The 19140-nt window shown below is 58.7% G+C and carries 15 protein-coding genes; 9 read left to right on the forward strand and 6 right to left on the reverse strand.

Translation table 11 applies throughout. The features are described from left to right. Positions 1-276 precede the first annotated feature (276 nt). Positions 277-1542 (forward strand): YeaH/YhbH family protein, encoded by a 1266-nt coding sequence (locus tag SBC1_RS08585; RefSeq protein WP_165090748.1) that lies wholly within the window; start codon positions 277-279, stop codon positions 1540-1542. Continuing rightward, positions 1539-3191: a SpoVR family protein gene (locus SBC1_RS08590; protein WP_165090751.1), complete on the forward strand. Its 1653-nt coding sequence runs from the start codon at positions 1539-1541 to the stop codon at positions 3189-3191. Before SBC1_RS08585 ends, SBC1_RS08590 begins: the two co-directional genes overlap by 4 nt. 88 nt (positions 3192-3279) lie before the next feature. Here the strand turns inward: SBC1_RS08590 and SBC1_RS08595 are convergent, their stop codons facing one another. Both SBC1_RS08595 and SBC1_RS08600 read right to left on the reverse strand, forming a co-directional pair. Continuing rightward, positions 3280-4347 carry an AI-2E family transporter gene (locus SBC1_RS08595; RefSeq protein WP_165090754.1) on the reverse strand — a complete coding sequence of 356 codons (1068 nt, stop codon included), beginning with the start codon at positions 4345-4347 and terminating at the stop codon, positions 3280-3282. A gap of 291 nt (positions 4348-4638) precedes the next feature. Next, on the reverse strand, positions 4639-6261 hold the full coding sequence (locus SBC1_RS08600; RefSeq protein ID WP_371826748.1) for a hypothetical protein: 1623 nt from the start codon (positions 6259-6261) through the stop codon (positions 4639-4641). 140 nt (positions 6262-6401) lie between these two features. Between SBC1_RS08600 and SBC1_RS08605 the strand changes: the two genes are divergently transcribed. From SBC1_RS08605 to SBC1_RS08615, 3 genes are all read left to right on the forward strand, one after another. Then, positions 6402-6986 (forward strand): TetR/AcrR family transcriptional regulator, encoded by a 585-nt coding sequence (locus tag SBC1_RS08605; RefSeq protein ID WP_165090757.1) that lies wholly within the window; start codon positions 6402-6404, stop codon positions 6984-6986. 95 nt (positions 6987-7081) lie between these two features. Beyond that, positions 7082-8011 (forward strand): SDR family oxidoreductase, encoded by a 930-nt coding sequence (locus tag SBC1_RS08610; protein ID WP_165090761.1) that lies wholly within the window; start codon positions 7082-7084, stop codon positions 8009-8011. Continuing rightward, a complete protein-coding gene (locus tag SBC1_RS08615; protein WP_165090768.1) occupies positions 8008-8667 on the forward strand; it encodes an epimerase in 660 nt (219 codons plus the stop codon). Before SBC1_RS08610 ends, SBC1_RS08615 begins: the two co-directional genes overlap by 4 nt. Positions 8668-8734: 67 nt before the next feature. Here the strand turns inward: SBC1_RS08615 and SBC1_RS08620 are convergent, their stop codons facing one another. Both SBC1_RS08620 and SBC1_RS08625 read right to left on the reverse strand, forming a co-directional pair. Beyond that, on the reverse strand, positions 8735-9739 hold the full coding sequence (locus tag SBC1_RS08620; RefSeq protein ID WP_165090772.1) for an aldo/keto reductase: 1005 nt from the start codon (positions 9737-9739) through the stop codon (positions 8735-8737). A 94-nt stretch (positions 9740-9833) separates the two neighbouring features. Continuing rightward, positions 9834-11219, reverse strand: a complete 1386-nt coding sequence (locus SBC1_RS08625) for a DHA2 family efflux MFS transporter permease subunit (protein ID WP_165090775.1) — start codon at positions 11217-11219, stop codon at positions 9834-9836. 124 nt (positions 11220-11343) lie between these two features. Here SBC1_RS08625 and SBC1_RS08630 point away from each other — a divergent pair, with 124 nt between their 5' ends. Continuing rightward, positions 11344-12204, forward strand: coding sequence for a LysR family transcriptional regulator (locus SBC1_RS08630; RefSeq protein WP_165090780.1), 861 nt, complete (start codon positions 11344-11346; stop codon positions 12202-12204). Between the two features lie 261 nt (positions 12205-12465). Beyond that, positions 12466-14109: a tannase/feruloyl esterase family alpha/beta hydrolase gene (locus tag SBC1_RS08635; RefSeq protein WP_165090784.1), complete on the forward strand. Its 1644-nt coding sequence runs from the start codon at positions 12466-12468 to the stop codon at positions 14107-14109. Between the two features lie 50 nt (positions 14110-14159). Here SBC1_RS08635 and SBC1_RS08640 read toward each other — a convergent pair whose 3' ends face one another. Then, the gene (locus SBC1_RS08640) at positions 14160-14558 is read right to left on the reverse strand and encodes a DUF3331 domain-containing protein (protein WP_165090788.1); all 399 of its coding nucleotides are present in this window, start codon (positions 14556-14558) and stop codon (positions 14160-14162) included. Between the two features lie 353 nt (positions 14559-14911). Here SBC1_RS08640 and SBC1_RS08645 point away from each other — a divergent pair, with 353 nt between their 5' ends. Together SBC1_RS08645 and SBC1_RS08650 are read left to right on the forward strand one after the other, a co-directional pair. Continuing rightward, positions 14912-15568: a TetR/AcrR family transcriptional regulator gene (locus SBC1_RS08645; RefSeq protein WP_165090792.1), complete on the forward strand. Its 657-nt coding sequence runs from the start codon at positions 14912-14914 to the stop codon at positions 15566-15568. A 476-nt stretch (positions 15569-16044) separates the two neighbouring features. Beyond that, positions 16045-17493 (forward strand): ISNCY family transposase, encoded by a 1449-nt coding sequence (locus SBC1_RS08650; protein WP_241201903.1) that lies wholly within the window; start codon positions 16045-16047, stop codon positions 17491-17493. A 132-nt stretch (positions 17494-17625) separates the two neighbouring features. Here SBC1_RS08650 and SBC1_RS08655 read toward each other — a convergent pair whose 3' ends face one another. Continuing rightward, positions 17626-19026, reverse strand: coding sequence for a tetratricopeptide repeat protein (locus SBC1_RS08655; protein WP_165090798.1), 1401 nt, complete (start codon positions 19024-19026; stop codon positions 17626-17628). Positions 19027-19140 lie beyond the last annotated feature (114 nt).

Consider the following 19140-nt stretch of genomic DNA (forward strand, 5'->3'; position numbering starts at 1 on the left):
GTGTGGCCTCGTACAACAGCGATTTTTGGTCTGCTTCTGGACATTTTTCACAGGGAGATGAATGAGTTCTCAGCGAAGCCCGGTAAAACGTGATTGAATCGTAGTTGTGTTGTCAGTTCTGAGTCTGTCAGTTTTGAGTCATACGTTCGCGTGACGCTGGCGCTGGTGCCAGCGCAAACGCGAACATCTTGGCGAGTGCCTTACGGTCTTGTGCCGCCCCGCGCGGTTCAGACCGCCAGCGCTTCGCTTCCTCGCCAATTACGCGGGAGACTGGATGTGCTGCATCAAATCATCGACCGCAGGTTAGCCGGTAAGAACAAGAGCATTGCCAACCGCGAACGCTTTTTGCGTCGTGTCAAAAACTATATTCGCCGCGCGGTGTCGGATGCCGTTCGGGACCGTAGCATCAAAGACATCCAGAGCACGCAAAGCATCACTATTCCGAAGAAGGACATCGCCGAACCTTCGTTCCGGCATGGCCCAGGGGGCAAGCGCGAGCTCGTGCACCCGGGCAACGCCGACTACATTCGCGGTGACAAGATTGCGCGCCCGAATAGCGGTGGCGGCGGTGGCGGCAAGACTGCGAGCAACGAAGGCGAAGGGCAGGACGACTTCGTGTTCGAGTTGTCGCGCGAAGAGTTCATGCAGTATTTCTTCGACGACCTCGAGTTGCCGCGCCTCGTCAAAACGCAACTGCTTGCCGTACCCACATGGAAGAACGTACGGGCAGGGTTTTCGGCTGAAGGAACGCCGAATAATATCGATGTCGTTCGCTCCCTGCGCAGCGCGCTCGGGCGACGGATTGCGCTAGGGTCGCCGTTATCGCGTCAGTTGCACGAGATGGAGCGGCAGTTGGAAGTGCTCCAGGACGAGAAAGGCGACCCCGAGGAAATCGCGCGGCTGGAAGCAGATATCGTGATCATGAAAGGACGTATCACGCGCATTCCTTTCATCGACCCATTCGACTTGCGGTACGTTAACCGGATCAAGCAGCCCACGCCATCAAGCAAGGCCGTGATGTTTTGTCTGATGGACGTGTCCGGTTCCATGGACGAGCAGCGCAAGGATCTGTCGAAGCGTTTCTTCATCCTTTTGTACCTGTTCCTGAACCGGAATTACGAAAAGATCGAAGTCGTCTTCATCCGGCATCACACGCGCGCCGAAGAAGTGGACGAAGAAACCTTCTTCCATTCAACCGAGAGCGGCGGTACGGTCGTGTCCAGTGCGCTGGAGTTGATGAAGAAGATCATGGATGAACGGTATTCGCCCGCCGAATGGAATATCTACGGCGCGCAAGCGTCCGACGGCGACAACTGGACTGACGATTCACCCAAGTGCCGGAAGCTTCTCGCCGAGGACATTTTGCCGAAGGTGCGCTATTTTGCTTATATTCAAGTAGCGCCTGAAGAGCAGAATCTCTGGGTGGAATATGCTCATCTGGCGCAAGGCGCGCCTGAACTCGCGATGAAGAAGGTCGAGTCGGCTGCCGATATTTATCCTGTCTTTCGCGAATTGTTTGAGAAACAACAGGCGGCTGCATGACAACACGGCATCTGGACAACGAAGCACGTGGGTATCACCTCAAACCTGGCGAAGAACTGAAAGCACAAGACAGCGCGCCACAAAAGGCCAGGAAGCCTCGCAAAAGCTCGGCATCGGAAGGAGACACCATGAACGTGGCGGAAAAAAGGCCGTTGCCGTGTCCATCGGACTGGACCTTCGAGCTGATTGAGGAATACGACACCGAGATTGCCCGTGTCGCACAGCGTTATGGGCTCGACGTGTACCCGATCCAGCTCGAACTCATCAGCGCCGAGCAGATGATGGACGCATACGCGTCGGTCGGGATGCCGGTGAACTATCGGCACTGGTCATTCGGCAAGCACTTCCTGTCTACCGAGAAGAGTTACCGGCGCGGGCAAATGGGCCTTGCGTACGAGATCGTCATCAACTCGAATCCGTGCATTGCGTACCTGATGGAAGAAAACACGATGACGATGCAGGCGCTCGTCATCGCGCACGCGGCGTACGGACACAACTCGTTTTTTAAGGGCAACTACCTGTTCAAGCTGTGGACGGATGCGCACGCCATTGTCGATTACCTCGTTTATGCGAAGAATTACATCGCGGAATGCGAGGAGCGGCATGGCATTGACCGGGTGGAGGAATTGCTCGACTCGTGTCACGCGCTGATGAACTACGGTGTGGACCGGTATAAGCGGCCGCAAAAATTGTCGTTGGCGAAGGAAGTGGCGGCGCGGCGCGAACGTGAAGCGTATTTGCAGTCTCAAGTGAATGAACTCTGGCGTACGCTGCCGAATAAAAAGGCGACCACAACCGAAGAAATTGAGAGCCGTTATCCGCCGGAACCCCAGGAAAACCTGCTGTATTTTGCGGAGAAAAATGCACCGCTGCTAGAGCCTTGGGAGCGCGAAGTTATTCGTATTGTCCGTAAGGTCGGCCAGTATTTTTATCCGCAGCGGCAAACGCAGGTCATGAACGAGGGGTGGGCCACGTTCTGGCATTACACGCTGCTCAATACGCTTTATGCGGAAGGCCGTCTGGAAGACGGTTTCATGATGGAGTTCCTGCATTCGCACAGTAACGTGGTGTATCAACCGCCTGTGACCAAGCAGTATTACAGCGGCATCAACCCGTATGCGCTGGGTTTTTCAATGATGAGCGATATTCGCCGCATCTGTGAACACCCGACTGCTGAAGATCGCGAATGGTTTCCGGAGCTTGCCGGCAGCGACTGGCTTGAAGCGCTGCATTACGCCATGCGCAATTTCAAGGACGAGAGTTTTATTGCCCAGTATTTATCGCCGCATCTGATCCGGGAAATGCGCCTGTTCTCCATTCTCGACGACGATATGCGTGACTCGCTGGAAGTGTCCGCTATTCACGACGAAAGCGGATACCGGTATGTTCGGCAAGCGCTGTCGCGGCAGTACGACATGCATCATCGTGAACCGAATATCCAGGTGTATTCAGTGAATACTCGCGGCGACCGAAGCCTGACCCTCCGCCATTTCATGACCGATAACCGTCACCTGACCAATGACAGCGAAGAAGTCCTCAAGCACATGGCGCGGCTATGGCAATTCGACGTATATCTTGAGAGCGTCGATGAAAACGGAACGGTGAGAAAGCGCTTCGATTGTAAATACACCGGGGCGGAGAAACGCTGAGTTATTTGTCATCGAAGAAAACCGGTTCGCTGAGTTAATCAGCGAGCCGGTTTTTTATTGAGCCTGTTTATTGAGCCGAACCGAGGCCCTAAACCTTATCGATCTTCCTGGCTTCTTCGTCTTGCGTGAACAAATCCCAGCTCGCCATGAAGAGCGCAGCGATCAGTGGTCCAATCACGAAGCCGTTGATCCCGAACAATCCCATGCCACCCAGCGTTGAAATCAGCACCACCCAGTCGGGCATTTTCGTGTCCTTGCCGACCAGGATCGGGCGCAGCACATTGTCCACCAGACCGATAACCACCACGCAGAACAAGATCAGGATCACGCCGCGCCAGATATCGCCGGTGAGCAGGAAATAGGCGGCGGCCGGCGCCCAGACCAACGCGGCGCCGATGGCCGGCAGCAGCGACAGGAACGCCATCAGCACGCCCCACAGGAGCGAGCCCTGGATACCCAGGAACATGAAGATCATGCCGCCGAGGAACCCTTGGACGGCCGCCACCGCGATATTGCCCTTCACGGTTGCCCGGACGACGGTCGTGAACTTGGCGATCAAGTGTTGCTTGGGTTCGTCGTCCAAGGGCAGGGCGCGGCGGATGCGCCGGCCGATTTCACCGCCGTCGCGCAGCAGGAAAAACACGAGATACAGCATTACGCCGAAGCTGATCACGAACTGGAACGTATTCTGGCCAATGCTCAAGGCTTGCGAAGCCACGAACTGGCTGATCGCCGCGGCACCGCTGGTCAGCCGTTGCTGAATGCTTGGGATATCGGTCAGGCCAAAGCGGCCAAGCAGCGCCTGCACCGAGTTCGGCAGCGCGTGAATAGCCTGCTGGAAGTAGGTCGTGAAATTGGGCTGGCCAGCCTTGATCTGGGCGTACGCAAGGCCGATTTCCTGGACGAGCGTGGCCGCGACGAAGCTGAGCGGCAGGATGACGATCACGATCGTCAGGCCCAGCGTGGCGAACGCTGCCAGATTGCGCCGCTTGCCGAATTTAGCCGCTAGATAACGCTGCAACGGCTGGAACAGGATCGCGAGAATTGTGCCCCAGAAGATCGCGCCGAAGAATGGCAGCAAGATCCAGCAGAGCGCAACCGTGACGACAAACAGCAAGAGGTGGAAGAAGTTCTGGTGAACCGAACGGTTATTCATGAGATCCCTGAAATGAGGCGGAAGTGGGGGACGAGGGCGAACTTCAGCGCCTGGTCACCCTTACCGGTGTAATTGCCGGATGCTAGCACGGGCAAGTTTTGGGCCCATCCAGCAGACTTTGTAATGTTTTTTTAGGGGCGCGGTTCAAGAAACCGACTTTTTCGTATACTCGGAAGTAGCATCGCGGCTGCTTTGGCCGCACGAAAGGCGCCCGGTTGAAGCTATATGGCTGTTTGGATAGCGTGACCACGGTGGAAGCTGCGGTCGCCTTGTCGGGGAGCCGCTAGCTGCTCACACGGGATGATGCGCAAGCGCAGTCAGATCGCGCGCGACGTCCTCTAAAACAGCGTCCCACTGCCCAAACTGCCGTTGCCGATACAGCGTGGCACTCGGGTACCAGGGGCTGTCACGCCGCTCCAGCATCCACGGCCAGTAAGGATTGACGTCGAGCAGCACCCACGTCCGCTGTCCGAGCGCTCCACTTAGATGCGCGACCGATGTGCACACGGTAATGACCAGATCCAGAGCGCTGACGAATGCCGCCGTGTCGTCGAAGGTTGCGAACTCAGCGGTGTAGTCGGCTATCGTCAGGCCGGCGGACTGCGCGGCCTCGAGGTCGTCCGCCGCACCCGGTTGCAGTGAATAGAACGACACGCCGTTAATGTCGCGCAAGCAGGTCGCATAGCGTTCCCAGCCAACGCGGCGCAACGGATTGCGGCCATGATTAAGGCTGCCGGTCCATGCGAGTCCGACCTTGACTCGTTTTTCTCCGGCAAGGCGCGCGCGCCACGCGGCGGTTGCAGCGGCATCCGGGCGAAGATAGGGCACCGCGTTCGGAATCGTGGCTTCGCTGGTGCCGAGCACGAGCGGCAAACTCAGGAGTGGGACCTCATAGTCAAACGATGGCAGTGATTCGACGCCGCCGCCGGCTGTGTACTCGTCCACGTGTTCGCCCAGGCTGCGCACCAGCAATTCGCCCATCTGTGGAAACGAATTCCACACGATGCGCCCGCCCTCCAAATGAACACGCTCGGCCAGAGTCGGGATATAGCGGCAAAACTGCAGCACGTCGCCCATACCCTGTTCGCCCCAAACGAGCAGTGTTTTACCCGCGAGCGGCTCGCCCTGCCAGCGCGGTGCAGGAAACACGGGGCGTGCACAGCTCATCAACGCCGATGATTCTTCCCAGCGCGCTTCGTGCCCAGGCCAGCCTTCGGCGTAATTGCCGCGCAACAGGCGCAGGACTGCGAGGCCGGCGCGAAGCGAAGCATCATTCGGAGCCAGATCGGCTGCGACCGACGCATGGTGTTCCGCCTCGCCCCACCTCTGCGCCTCCTTGAGTGCCTGCGCACGATTGGTCCACGCGGCCGCATCGCGACAGTCCAGTTCCACTGCCCGCGCGCCTGCACTCAGCGCCCCATCGAGATCGCGACACCCGAGTCTGGCCATGGTGAGATTGATCCAGGCATCGACATCCTGAGGATCAGCCTCGACCGTCTGGTCGAGAAGCTCCATTTCCTCGATAGGGTCGCCACCTGAAATCCTAAGTGCTATTGCAAGGTTCTTTCGCAAATTCGGGAAGTCAGGCTTGATAGTCATCGCGTGACGATATGGCTGCACCGCCTCGCGGTTCCGGTTCGCCATCTGCAGCGCATACCCCAGGCGAAAGTTGGCGGCAACGCTGTCGGGGTTGATCTGCGCAATCGCGTTGGCAAGTGCAACGACTTCGTCAAAGTGCTCTTGCTGGATCAGCTCGATCATCAGTCTATCGAGCGAACCGTCGTCCATGCTGTGAAGATAGGCCGCTGCTTGCAGCCAGATCGATTGTGTCTCCGGTTGCCCGTTCTGCTTTGCTTCCACCGCGTGGCGCAGAAAAATCAGGAACGGCGGCAAGAGAGGTTGCATGGGGGCCATAGAGGAGTCAGACATCAATTAGTTGGCGCGATTTGAACCGCACAGGATGAGGTGAAACTCGATCATACGTCTTGCCGACATCTCGAAAATCGATATAATTGAGTATCCACTCATTAATTACATCGATTCAATCACGCACGATGGCTCGACCCAAAAGCGACGACAAACACAACGCGTTGCTGCTCGCCGCGGAACAGGTTTTTGCCCAGCGCGGGCTTGCGGCTGCGCCGACATCGGCTATATCGAAGCAGGCGGGGGTGGCGGAAGGGACGTTGTTCACCTACTTTCGCACGAAGGACGAGCTGGTGAACGCGCTATACCGTTCCATCAAGCTCGATCTCGCCGACGCCCTGATGACGCGGTTCCCGCGCACGGGACCCATACGTGACCGGCTTGAATATCTGTGGAATGCGTTCGTCGATTGGGGTGTCGCGAATCCACAGCGGCTGAACGTGCTCGACCAGTTGTCAGTGGCGGATATGGTTAGCGAAGAGTCAAAGGCAGTCGGTTATGAACCGTTTGCCGAGATCGAAACGCTTGCGCAGCACAGTATCGACACAGGTGTTTTGCATGCTTATCCGGTCGCGTTTATTGCTGCCAGCATGAAATCGATGGCTGAAACCACGATGGCCTTCATGACCGCGTATCCGGCGCAGGCCAGTCAGTATCGGAAGATTGGGTTCAAGGTGTTCTGGAACGGTATCGCCCGGAATACACATAGTTGAATGATCGTTTGATCAAGCGGGCACGTTTTGTTGCTGGCTTTATTAAACGCTTTAATGACTGATTACTCACGCAAAAATCTCTGAAGGACCAGCACATGAGTACATGGACCACAGCCAACATTCCCTCGCAATCGGGCAAACGCGCGTTGGTGACAGGCGCGACCGGTGGATTGGGTTATGAAACATCGCTCGAACTGGCCCGGGCAGGCGCCGAAGTGATTCTCACCGGGAGAAATGAAGCGAAAGGGCAAACCGCGCTCGAACGCATTCGCCGCGAAGTGCCCAATGCCCAGATCCGTTTTGAACCCATTGACCTCGCGAGCCTCGAGTCGATCTCGAGCGCGACGCAGCGGCTGCTTGAAGAAGGCTTGGCGATTGATCTGCTCGTGAACAATGCCGGCGTGATGATGTTGCCCAAGCATGAAACAACCGCCGATGGCTTCGAGCGCCAGTTCGGCACCAACTATCTCGGTCACTTCGCGCTGACCGCGCAGTTGCTGTCCTTGTTGCGAAAGAGCGCCGCACCGCGCGTGGTGAACCTGAGCAGCATTGCGCATCGGCGGGGCAAGATCGCCTTCGATAACTTGCAAGGCGAGCGTGCTTATAAAGCGTGGCCGGCGTATGAACAATCGAAGCTCGCCATGCTGATGTTCGCATTGGAACTGCAACGCCGCAGCGACGCAAACGGCTGGGGCCTCATGAGCAACGCGGCGCATCCCGGTTTTGCGCGGACCGATCTCATCGCGAACGGGCCGGGAAATTCGGGCGTGTTGTCGATGCTCAGCCGCGTGATGATGCCGTTCCTGAGCCATAGCGCCGCGCAGGGCGCGTTGCCCACGCTGTTGGCGGCCACGTCGCCCGATGCACGGCCCGCCGCTTATTACGGTCCGAACGGTTTCCAGGAGATGACGGGAGCGCCTACCGAGGCGCGCATCTACCCCCAAGCGAACGACACGGCGGTTGCCGCTAGACTGTGGGATGTATCGGTGAAATTGACAGGTGTGTCCTGGCCGGAAAAATCATGAAAGTGCTTATTTTTGGCGCAACGGGAATGGTCGGGCAGGGTGTGTTGCGCGAATGCCTGATTGATAAGGATATCGAACGAATCGTCACGGTGGGGCGCAATGCGACTGGGCAGCAGCATCCGAAACTTGCCGAGATCGTACATAAGGATCTCTTCGACCTCACGCCAATCGAGGCCGATCTCACCGGTTTCGATGCGTGCTTTTTCTGCCTGGGCGTGTCGTCGTTCAGGATGAGCGAGGCCGACTATACGCACCTCACTTACGATTTGACGTTCGCGGTCGGCCGGACATTGTCGCGTCTTAATCCGGGCATGACCTTCTCGTACGTGACGGGAGCGGGAACCGATACAACCGAGCGCGGACGCAGCATGTGGGCGCGCGTTAAAGGCCGCACGGAAAACGCGCTGCTGCGCATGCCGTTCAAGGCCGCTTATATGTATCGTCCCGGGATGATCCAGCCGATGGACGGCATTCGCTCGAAGACGGCTGTGTATCAGATGGCGATTTCGCTGCTGCGGCCTTTGTTTCCCGTGATGCGGCGCGCGTTCCCGAACGCGATTACGACGACCAGCCAGTTAGGGCGGGCGATGATCGCCGTGGCCAAGGAACGCGGCGCGTCACGAGTGCTGGAGACACGGGACATCGCGAGGTACTAGAGAGGACAGTCGTTCGAACCCGGGCACTTCGCGCCGAAGGTCCGAACGACGAATCGCTTATCGCGACTTATCGCGCGGCATCGCCCCAGCGGTACTCCACCGTGGCGTCGTCCAACTGCGCCTTAATCTCTTCGTTCAGCGTAAGATCCACCGCAGCCAGCGTGTCCGAGAGCTGGTCGGGCCGGCTCGCGCCAATAATCGCCGACGTAATCACCGGATTCGCCAGCACCCACGCCACCGATGTCTTCGTCAACGACTCACCGGTAACGCTCGCGATCTTCTTCAATTTTTCGATGGTTTCAAACTCGCGCTCATGCCAGTAGCGCTGGTGATACATCGCTCCCGCCTTGCCGACGGTCGCTGTAAACCGGCCCTCCGCGGGCGCTGCATCGTGTTTATGTTTCCCGGTCAGCAATCCACCCGCGAGCGGGTTATACGGGATCACGGCCAGATGCTCGTCGGTCGCAAGCGGCAGCAACTCGCGCTCGATCTGCCTGAATAGCAGGTTGTAACGCGGCTGGACAGAAACGAAGCGCGCCACGCGCAGGAAATCGGAGCGGCCCAGCGCAGTGGCAAGCCGGTATGCCAGGAAATTCGATACTCCCACGTAACGCGCTTTGCCCTGGCGCACGATTGTGTCGAGTGCTTCCAGGGTTTCATCGAGCGGCGTGTTGAGATCGTCGGAATGCAGTTGGTACAGGTCGACGTAATCGGTATTGAGACGTTTAAGTGACGCATCAATAGCGTCCAGCAAATGCTTGCGCGAGGCGCCCTGATCCCATGCCGACGGCCCCATCTTGCCGACCGCCTTGGTCGCCAGGATGAACTGGCTGCGGCGCGCGGGTGTTTCCTTCAGCCAGCGCCCGACGATCTCCTCGGTGCGCCCGGCCACGCCTTCCGTGCTGCCGAGCGGATAGACGTCGGCGGTATCGATGAAATTGACACCCGCTTCAGCCGCACGATCCATGATGCTGCGCGACACGTCCTCTTCAGTCTGCAAACCGAAAGTCATCGTGCCCAGGCACAAACGCGAAACATTCAGGCCGGTACGGCCAAATTTACGAAACTGCATGGCGAACTCCTTGGGCGTGTTGCGTGTTGAAGGTCCAGCCAGCTTAAACGTTCAGGCAGGAGCCTGCATTTGCGTTGCTGCGTACTTCTACGTGCTACGAGGTTGCGGCCTGCGGCACCGGACGCGGGGGCACGGCATCGAGGAAGCGGAACACAATGGCCGATGCCAGCGTTACCAGGCCCACGCATACAAACGCGATCCGGAACGCAAGCGCGGCCGAGCCGAGGTTCTCCGAGAACACTGACACCAAACCGCCGCCAATCGAGACACCGAGGCCAATGGCCAGCATCTGCACCATCGAAAAGAGGCTGTTGCCGCTGCCTGCGTCCTTGATCGACAGACCCTTGAGCGTGACGCTGTTCATCGCGGCGAACTGCATGGAATTGCATGCGCCGAATACGGCGAGGATCGCGATCTCGATCGCGAGCGGCGTGCTCACCGAGAACGAAGCGAAGCCGACTATCGATGCCCCGACAAGAATGGTGTTCCACAGCAGGAAGTTATCGTAGCCGTAGCGCTTCACGAGCGGCGAGATCCAGCCCTTTGCAACGGTGCCGGCAAACGCGGCGGGCAACATCATCAGGCCTGAGTGCAGCGGCGTATAACCGAGTTGCAATTGCATCAGCAGCGGCAAGAGAAACGGTACAGCACTTGACCCGATCCGGCACAGCAGGTTACCGATCAAGCCCACGCTGAAGTTCGGCTCGCTGAACAAGGACAGCTTGAAAAGAGGATTGCGCCGGCGCTTGGCATACGGAATGTAAGAGAGTGCCGCGACCGCGGAGAGCACGAACAGTCCGCCCGACACCAGCAGTTTGTGCGTGTGCGCGGGGCTGTCGAGCGCCATCGAAAACGCGACCATGCAGAGCGAAAGCAATGCGCAGCCGATAAAGTCAAAGGGCGCGGCCTCTGCAATGGCATCGTTGGGAAGAAAACGATGCACGGCGAACAAACCCACTGCGCCAATGGGCACGTTGATCAGGAAAATCCAGTGCCACGTAAACGATTCGACGAACCAGCCGCCGAGCGTCGGTCCCAGAATCGGGCCGACCTGGCCGGCAATTGAAATGACCGCCAGCGCGGAGACATACGCTTCGCCCGTCACGCTACGCAGTACGGCCAGCCGGCCGATGGGCAGCAGCATGGAGCCGCCGATCCCCTGGATCACGCGCGCCACAATGAGTTGATTCAACGATTGCGCGTTTGCGCAGCACAGCGAGCCGATGACGAACAACAGGATGGCGACGAAGTAGACGCGACGGGTGCCGAAGCGGTCGGCGAGCCAGCCGGATGCCGGTGTGAGAAGCGCCATGGTCAGCGTGTAGGCGACGACAATCGGCTGCATCGCGAGCGGTTGCGCGTGCAGGCTGCGCGCAATGGAGGGCAGGGCCGTGTTGACGATGGTCGTGTCGAGGGCTTGCATGAAAAAGCCGACAGCCACGATCCACAAAAGCGCGGTGTGTGAGTTTTTTGAAGTCATCGATTGCAGCAGGAACAATGTCGCACGGGGTTAGCGCGATGTGACGATTTTAAGACTCGAACTGGCGATCGGGAACCCCGCTGGCTGCATTGACTATCATCGGCAAATCCGATCACAATAGATCATGCTCAATCCAGTCTGGCTGAACACGTTCGCGACGGTGGCCGCGTCGCACAGTTTCACCGACGCCGGGCGCCAGCTCCGGCTCACTCAATCCAGCGTGAGTGAGCACATCCGGCGGCTGGAGGAACACGTCGGCCGCCGGCTGCTCGTGCGCGATACTCATTCGCTCGCGCTCACCGCCGACGGTGAAGCCATGCTGGTCCACGCCCGCATGATCCTGGAAGCGATGACCCATGCCGAGTTGCAGTTCCGCTCGCCGCGCCTCAGAGGCCGCGTGCGCCTGGGTTCCTCCGACGACGTCGCGCTCGGCCCCTTGCCGAGCGTGCTCGCGGCATTTCGACGGACTCATCCGGATGTTGAACTGGAAATCACCATCGGCATGACGGGGCGGCTTTACGAGCACCTGGACGCGGGATCGATCGATTTGCTGATCGGCAAACGGCGTATTGGCGATCCGCGCGGTATTCCGCTGTTTTCCGGGCAGCTCGAATGGCTCGGGCTGACGGGCACCGAGGTGGATCTGGATCAACCTCTGCCGTTGATCCTGGTCGCCGAGCCGAGTGTCACGCGCGCCGTGGTGCTCGACTCGCTAGCAGCCGTCGGCGCGCGCTGGCAGGTGGTCTGCACGAGCAGCTCGTATGCAGGGTGCATCGCCGCTGCGCGCGGTGGGCTGGGGCTCACCGTGCGGTCCCATTTCCTCGCAGGCAGAGGACTTTCGCCACCGGTGAACCGCGCGGCGTTGCCTGAATTGCCGAGGGTCGAGTTCATTGCGTTGGGGGCGAAGCACTTGAGCCGCCCTGCAGAAACGCTGCTCGAGATATTGCAAAACAGCGATCTGCGAGGTGAATGGGCGGGCGAATGAGAGCCTGTTGTCGTCCAGGCATGACGCGTGCGCCTGGGCTGACACGGCTGTGGCCATATTTATCGGATCAATTTCGCGGCGATGCCGCGACATGGCCCTTGAAAGCCGGTTGTGTGAACGCAACGAATTCAGGTAATCGGATTTCTGCCAATAAGATGGTTCTTATATATTGTGCGACGAAAAACCCTGGCGACTTTCCGCTTCAACCCTGGCGCAGTAACTGATTGCAGTCAGGCACCGCAGCAATTCATCCATTAGGCGATGCCCCAAGCTACAACCCTTCTCCTGCGTGCGCTCCTGATGTTCACCGCGGTATTCGCGTGCAGCACTCACGCGAGCGCTGCGCCGTACGTCGTCAAGCATTGCGATGAACTGGAAGGCCAGTCGGTGCCGGCATCGGTGATCGGCTTGCCTACTCGGGGCGCAACCATCCTGAGCGCGTCGGTCGTAGCCGCCGCCGCGCCGAAAAACCGCAATGGCGAGTACTGCCGGCTCGTCGGCGTAATCAAGGCGCAACTGGACACTACGCCCGACATCCGCTTCGAGGTCAATTTGCCGGCGCGCTGGAACGGCCGTGCATTGCAGATGGGCGGGGGCGGCTACAACGGCGTGATCGTAAGCGGCACCGAGCCTATGGCTTTCGCGCCCTACGCCTCGCCGCTGTCCAGCGGCTACGCGACCTTCGGCTCGGATTCCGGTCACGTAGGCAATTCTGGGCGCGCCGATTTCGCAATGAACGACGAAGCGGTGATCAACTTCGGCTACGGTCATCTCAAGAAAACTCATGACGTAGCGCTTGCGCTGATCATGATGGGCTATGGGCGCAAGCCCGAGCAGACCTACTTCGCCGGCGGCTCGACTGGCGGGCGCGAAGCGCTCACGGCGATCGAACGATATCCCGACGACTACGACGGCGTGATCGCCAACGCACCGGCCATCAACTTTTCGGGCGTGCGGCTGATGGGCGTGAAAGTAGGGCAGGCGGCTTATGGAACGCCAGGTGGTGCCGTCGGGCCGGCCCAGCAAAAACGCGTGGTCGAGACCGTGCTCCACGAATGCGACGGGCTGGATGGCGTGGTCGACGGCATTGTCTCGAATGTGGAAGCGTGCCGCGAACACGAACCGCAGATCATCGCGCAACTGCGATGCGCGAACGGGCAACGGCCTTCGTTGCGGGACAGTTGCTTGTCCGAGGCGCAACTTGCCACGCTGGAGGTTCTTCGCGATGGTTTTACGCTGCCGTATGAACTTGCCTACGGGGTCACGAAGTACTACGGCTACAACGTCTTCCAGGGCGTGGATTTTTCCAGCGGACTGGGACTCGGCAATTCACCGGTCCTCACGCAGCCCCTGCGCTTCGATGCCGACGGTTATCTGTTCACACAGGCCGACAGTTACATGAAGTACTTCGTCACGCATGACCTGCGCTTCAACACGCTTGGTTTCGATGTCGATCATCCGGGAATCTACAAATCCCGCCTGATCGATTTATCGGCGACGGTCGGGGCAATGAACCCTGACATATCGGAATTCATTGCGCATGGCGGCAAGCTGATTACCATGCACGGTCTCGCCGATGAAGTCATCAGCCCGAATCAGACCATCGCGTTTTATCACACGCTGGTTGAGAAGTACGGGCAGAGTATTGTCGATTCGTTCATGCGGCTTTACATGGTCCCAGGATTCCAGCACGGCAACGGGGTGTTCATTCCAGCCTGGGATGAACTGGGCGCGCTGGACCGGTGGGTCACGGCGAACATCGCGCCTGAGACGTTGGTGGGGACGGACATAGCCAGCGCGACCAACGGTCGGACCCGGCCGCTGTGCCGGTATCCCGGCTTCCCTCAGTATCTGGGTCACGGCAACGTCAACAATGCCTCAAGTTTTCGATGTGAGAACCCTTGAGCGGTGCTCGTGTGCAGTGCGCTGACGGATATGCATGACTCATGCGCTAACTACGACTGACTTGGCGTGACGCACGGCACCAGCTCGGACGCGATGATCATCGCGCCTGCATTGCCCGGCGGCGGCTGGCAGGTCGCTGGCCGATAGATGAAGTCACCCGGTTTAATGGACTTGCCGCTCAGCACGCACTCGCCACGTTGTTTGGCCAGGGCAACCCGCCACGTCTGATGCCCGTAATAGCCCGAAAGCGGGTCGCACCATGAGACCGTGGCCGTACGTGGAGTGGGGAGCTCGATCACGCTAACCATCAAGGCCGCGTGATCGTTCCAGATGGTTTTTGCCGGGCGCCGCTGGGCGATTCGTGTTGCTTCGTCGGCGATTTTTCGAGCGCCTGCGGTATCGAGTAACGCGACGGTTCGGGACCATGCACTGGTATGTTTCTCGAGCATCTCACCTTTCCTTTACAAGAAATTCCGGGTAGCCGGCATCATCGGTGTCACGACGAGGCAATCACGTTATGCGGATTTTCGGTTGCACAAGACCACTGATCCGTTCAGCCGTCCATAGCAGGGTCGCTTTTCCAAAACCACGCAAAGCCAATTGATGTCGCCGGTCAGCATGGCGCGGCTGAGTAGCGCCATGCATCTGCCGCGAAAGAATATTCAACGAGTGATGAATTAATGCGATAGTAGGGTATTCGGGCGGTGGATGTCAAACGCCGCGCGGACCGATGCAAAGGTGGGGCGCTTTGCGTCGGTTAAAATTCGGGCTCGCCTTACAGCATTGGGATTCGGATCGAACCATGACACTTTCAACCGCAAGCCCGGCGCAAGCCGCCAAGGAGAAACGCTCCCGCGGGCGGCCCGCCTGCAGCGAGATAGCCGGCTCCGACGCGTTGCTCAAAAGCGCGCGGCAGGCGTTCGCCAAGCGCGGGTTCGAGTCGACCAGCGTACGTGAAATCGCGCGAGACTCGGGTGTGGATCCCGCACTCATCTCGCATCACTTTGGTTCGAAAGAGGCGTTGTGGATCGCGGTTGTCGAACAGATCGCGCAGCATGCCGCACCCATGATCGAAGCAACGGGAAACCTACGTACCGCCGATCTGACGAAGCGTCAGCGAGTGGAGCGGGCGCTGGCCATTTTTATCGACAAGGTGTTCAGCGAGCCGGACGTCGGGATGTTTTTCTCGACAACGGCAACCGAGCGGGGCGAGCGGCTGGATGTGCTGATGGAACGTCTTTTGCGCCCTTATCACGGCGCGTTTGTCCCACTTCTCGCCGATGCAATCGATTCAGGCGAACTGCCGCCCAACGACCCGGAGGTACTGTTCGCCATGCTGACCAATGCGGTCAGCAAGACTGTTTCGTATAGTCATCTCCTGTCGATTTTCTCTCCGCTTCCGAAAGACCCTGCGAAGTTCAAGCAGACCGTACTCGCCACCGCGCTCAGCATGCTTTGACGGTGAGGGCGATTGAGCTGGTTCTATGACAGTTCGCGGCTGTATTCGTATGCATCTCTTCTCTTTTCAGTCACGCCCAAGCCGCGGAAACAGACGCAACGCGTTGAGTCTCGCGATTGCTTCATGCGCTCCAGCCGTCATCCCGCCAAGGCCTCGGTAGTTATCGCGGTTGGCCGCACTGGCCGGAGCTGGCGCGCGGGAGATTCAAGCAGCGTTGATATAGGAGATCGTTCTGGCCCAGAGGGCTGGAACGAATTCATGCAGGGGCGCGGGCAGTTTTTTGCGAAATCTTGTAAGCCAACTGTTCACGGGCGTTCGCGAAAGCACTCTATTTTTTGATTTGACATAACATAAATTATCAATTTTATGTGTTGTAGCAGCTAAGTTGTAATGTCCGCTTTTAGCTAGATTCAAATGTCCGCTTTCGGGCGGCATAAGCTTACCCGGCGTCGATTCCCACGGCGCCGGGGGCTACGATGGCGGCGACGGACAGAATCACCATGACGATGCGCGAGTTGGACCGGTTCAAAGTGATTCAGTCGGTGGTCGAGGGGCTGCTCAAGCCGTGGCGTGCCGCCGAGCGGCTGTCGTTGACGACGCGTCAGGTTCGACGCCTGGCAGCACGCCTGCGCGAGCAAGGGCCGCCTGGGCTGATCTCGGGCCGCTGTGCCAAGCCGAGCAATCACCGGATCGATGCTGGGCTCGCCGTGCGCGCCGTGGCGATCATCCGTGAGCGGTACGCGGATTTCGGTCCGACGCTCGCCTGCGAGAAACTGCGTGAGTGCCACCACCTGAAGCTGGCCAAGGAGACGGTCAGGCGCTTGATGATCGACGCGGGCTTATGGACGCCGCGCCGACAACGTCCACCCAAGATCCACCAGCCGAGGAACCGGCGTTCGTGCCTGGGCGAGCTGATCCAGATCGACGGCAGCGATCACCGCTGGTTCGAGGAGCGCGCGCCGGCGTGCACGTTGCTGGTGTTTATTGATGACGCCACCAGCCGGCTGATGACGCTGCACTTCACCGCGACCGAGTCGACCTTCAGTTATTTCGAAGCGACGCGACGCTATATCGAGCAGCATGGTAAGCCCATGGCGCTCTACAGCGATAAAGCCAGCGTATTCTCGGCTAATCACAAAAGCACCGCTGACAAGGGAATAACGCAGTTCGGCCGGGCCTTGTACGAACTCAATGTCGACACCTTTTGTGCCAACAGCAGCCAGGCCAAGGGGCGCGTGGAGCGCGCCAATCTGACCTTGCAGGATCGGCTCGTGAAGGAGTTGCGGCTGCGCGGAATCGACACGCAGGAGGCCGCGAATGCTTATGCGCCCCACTTCATCGCGGACTTTAACAACCGGTTTGGCAAGGCTCCGAAGAGCGACTACAACGCTCATAGACCACTGCGCGACGACGAGGACCTGGATTCGGTTTTAACGTCTCGCGCATCGCGCTGCGTGTCGGCCACACTGACCGTGCAATACGATCGGGTGCTCTACCTGCTCGATGATTCGCCCGTGACCCGAGCGCTGATTCATCACTATCTGGACGTATACGAGTACCCGGATGGTCGCATCGAGATCGTGGCCAATGGCACTGCCCTGACCTATCGCCAGTACGATCGGCTCTCGGATGTAGACCAAGGTGCTGAGATCGATAACAAGCGCCTTGGCCACATCCTCGCGCTGTCTCGGCAGGTGCAAACAGAGCGCGACAACCGGCGTATTGGAGCCGCGCCATCACGCACGAATAGCGGCGAAGAAGTCCGGTCGAAGATGCGCAAGAGCGGCACGCGTAAGCAGCGCGAACTCAAGCAAATTGACCTGAACGCGATGATCTTGCGAACCTCTGAAATACAGGCAGCCGCGGTGGGGAAACTGCCTTCTACAGAGATAATTCTCAACCCAAAACCGGACATTTCAATTTAGCCCAGAGGCGGACATCTGTATCTGGCCTCGACATGTGTTGTATGTATTTTGATAATTCAAAATAAGCGCTCACTGACTCAGCCGTAAACCACGGACCGTGGCCGTTCTGCGGCCCTTTGCCATGCGCAAGGCTTAATGACCTGATGCCATTCGCCTCAGCATGGCTTCGAATCCGTCCTTGATAAGGCTTACTGAATTATTTTTGTAAGAAAAATGTGCGTTATTCGAATGGACCAACATGCAAGCATTGACTTCGAACACGACGATCCGACCGCTCAAATCCAGCGCGCAATCGATGCCGAAGTAATCGAGGTCGATTTCCTGCTGGATAGCACGCAGCGCATCGAATTGCGGTGGGCCGAAGACGCTCCGCGGATCATCGAGGAAAGCTTTTTCCTCGTCCTGCATCCAGTGCTGATTGACCATATCCGTGTTGGCGTGATGGATCTTCCACTCGTCATGGATCGCAAGGTGATAAGGATAGATCTCGCCGTCGATGAACATGAATCGATACTTTCGAAAGTAACCATCGGCTGAGCGGTAATCGCAATACTCTGTCAGGTAAAAGTCAGCATCTGGAAACCGCGTGACGAAGGCATCGATCTCGTTTTCGTCATGAACCTTCTGAAAGTCATCGCCATTGTGCGTGCCGGCCAGCCGGATGAGCCAGGGCCGTGAGAACGATGCGAGCTTGGGGTCGCATTCAGATCCGCGCGCGCTCTTGCCGGAAACACGAAGTGTCTGCGGAACATGACAGCCCGCTATCGCGGTCAGCCGACGCGCGATCGAGTCCCGGCTGGTTCGCGCGATCTTGCCCGGATGATTGACCACGGGCTTGCCTATGAGGTCAACGAGTTTCGTGGCGGGCGCAAGCAGCGCGTGGCCTTGATCACCATCCGCGACGAGATTCACCACGACATCGGCGCTGTCGCGCAGCATGTCGATATCGTAGGCGACATCGGGGAGCAGATTGAGCACGTGAGTCTCGTACCCTACCCGCTCAACGAGATGTTCGAACGGCGTATTGCCCGCGCCCGGTGCGAACAGCATGAGGACGCGAAAGGCAGGCGGCGACTTGATCGCTTCGATGGTGACGAACGGTTTCAACGCGAGACCGCGGCGGTAATGCTCGTGCGCCTGCGGCTTCTGGCCAAGCGCCTGCTGCAAGTTGGCGACGAACTGCAAGGCGCTAGTGTCGTCGGGACTTTGCGCCAGTACGCGTTGGAAGTGATCCAGCGAGAGCTCCAGACGGTTCAAGCCGGCATAGGCCAGTCCGAGCTGGCCGTGAACGGAGACGTCCTCTTGCCATTCGTCCGGGCGTTCAGTCAGCAACGCGACTGCATCTTCGAACCTGCCCCCGCGGATCAGAACTTGCGCGAGGTTCTTGCGCACTCCCCTATGACCAGGGTCCATATGCAGCGCCTCACAATAGAGCGCTTCCGCCTCGTCGAGCCTGCCTGCGCAGTGGAGCGCGAATGCTTCATCGATCAAAGGAACTATCGACGTAGCCTGACCCGGCGTGTAGCGCGTCATGTAGCCTCGTGGCAGGGAAAGGCGCGAGCGGGAGCATCGAGCGCCTGGCGCAACGATAAGCATTTTAGCTGGTCAAGGTCCCTTTATAGTGCGATACACCCGAAATATGCGCGA

Source organism: Caballeronia sp. SBC1 (assembly GCF_011493005.1).
GTDB lineage: Bacteria > Pseudomonadota > Gammaproteobacteria > Burkholderiales > Burkholderiaceae > Caballeronia.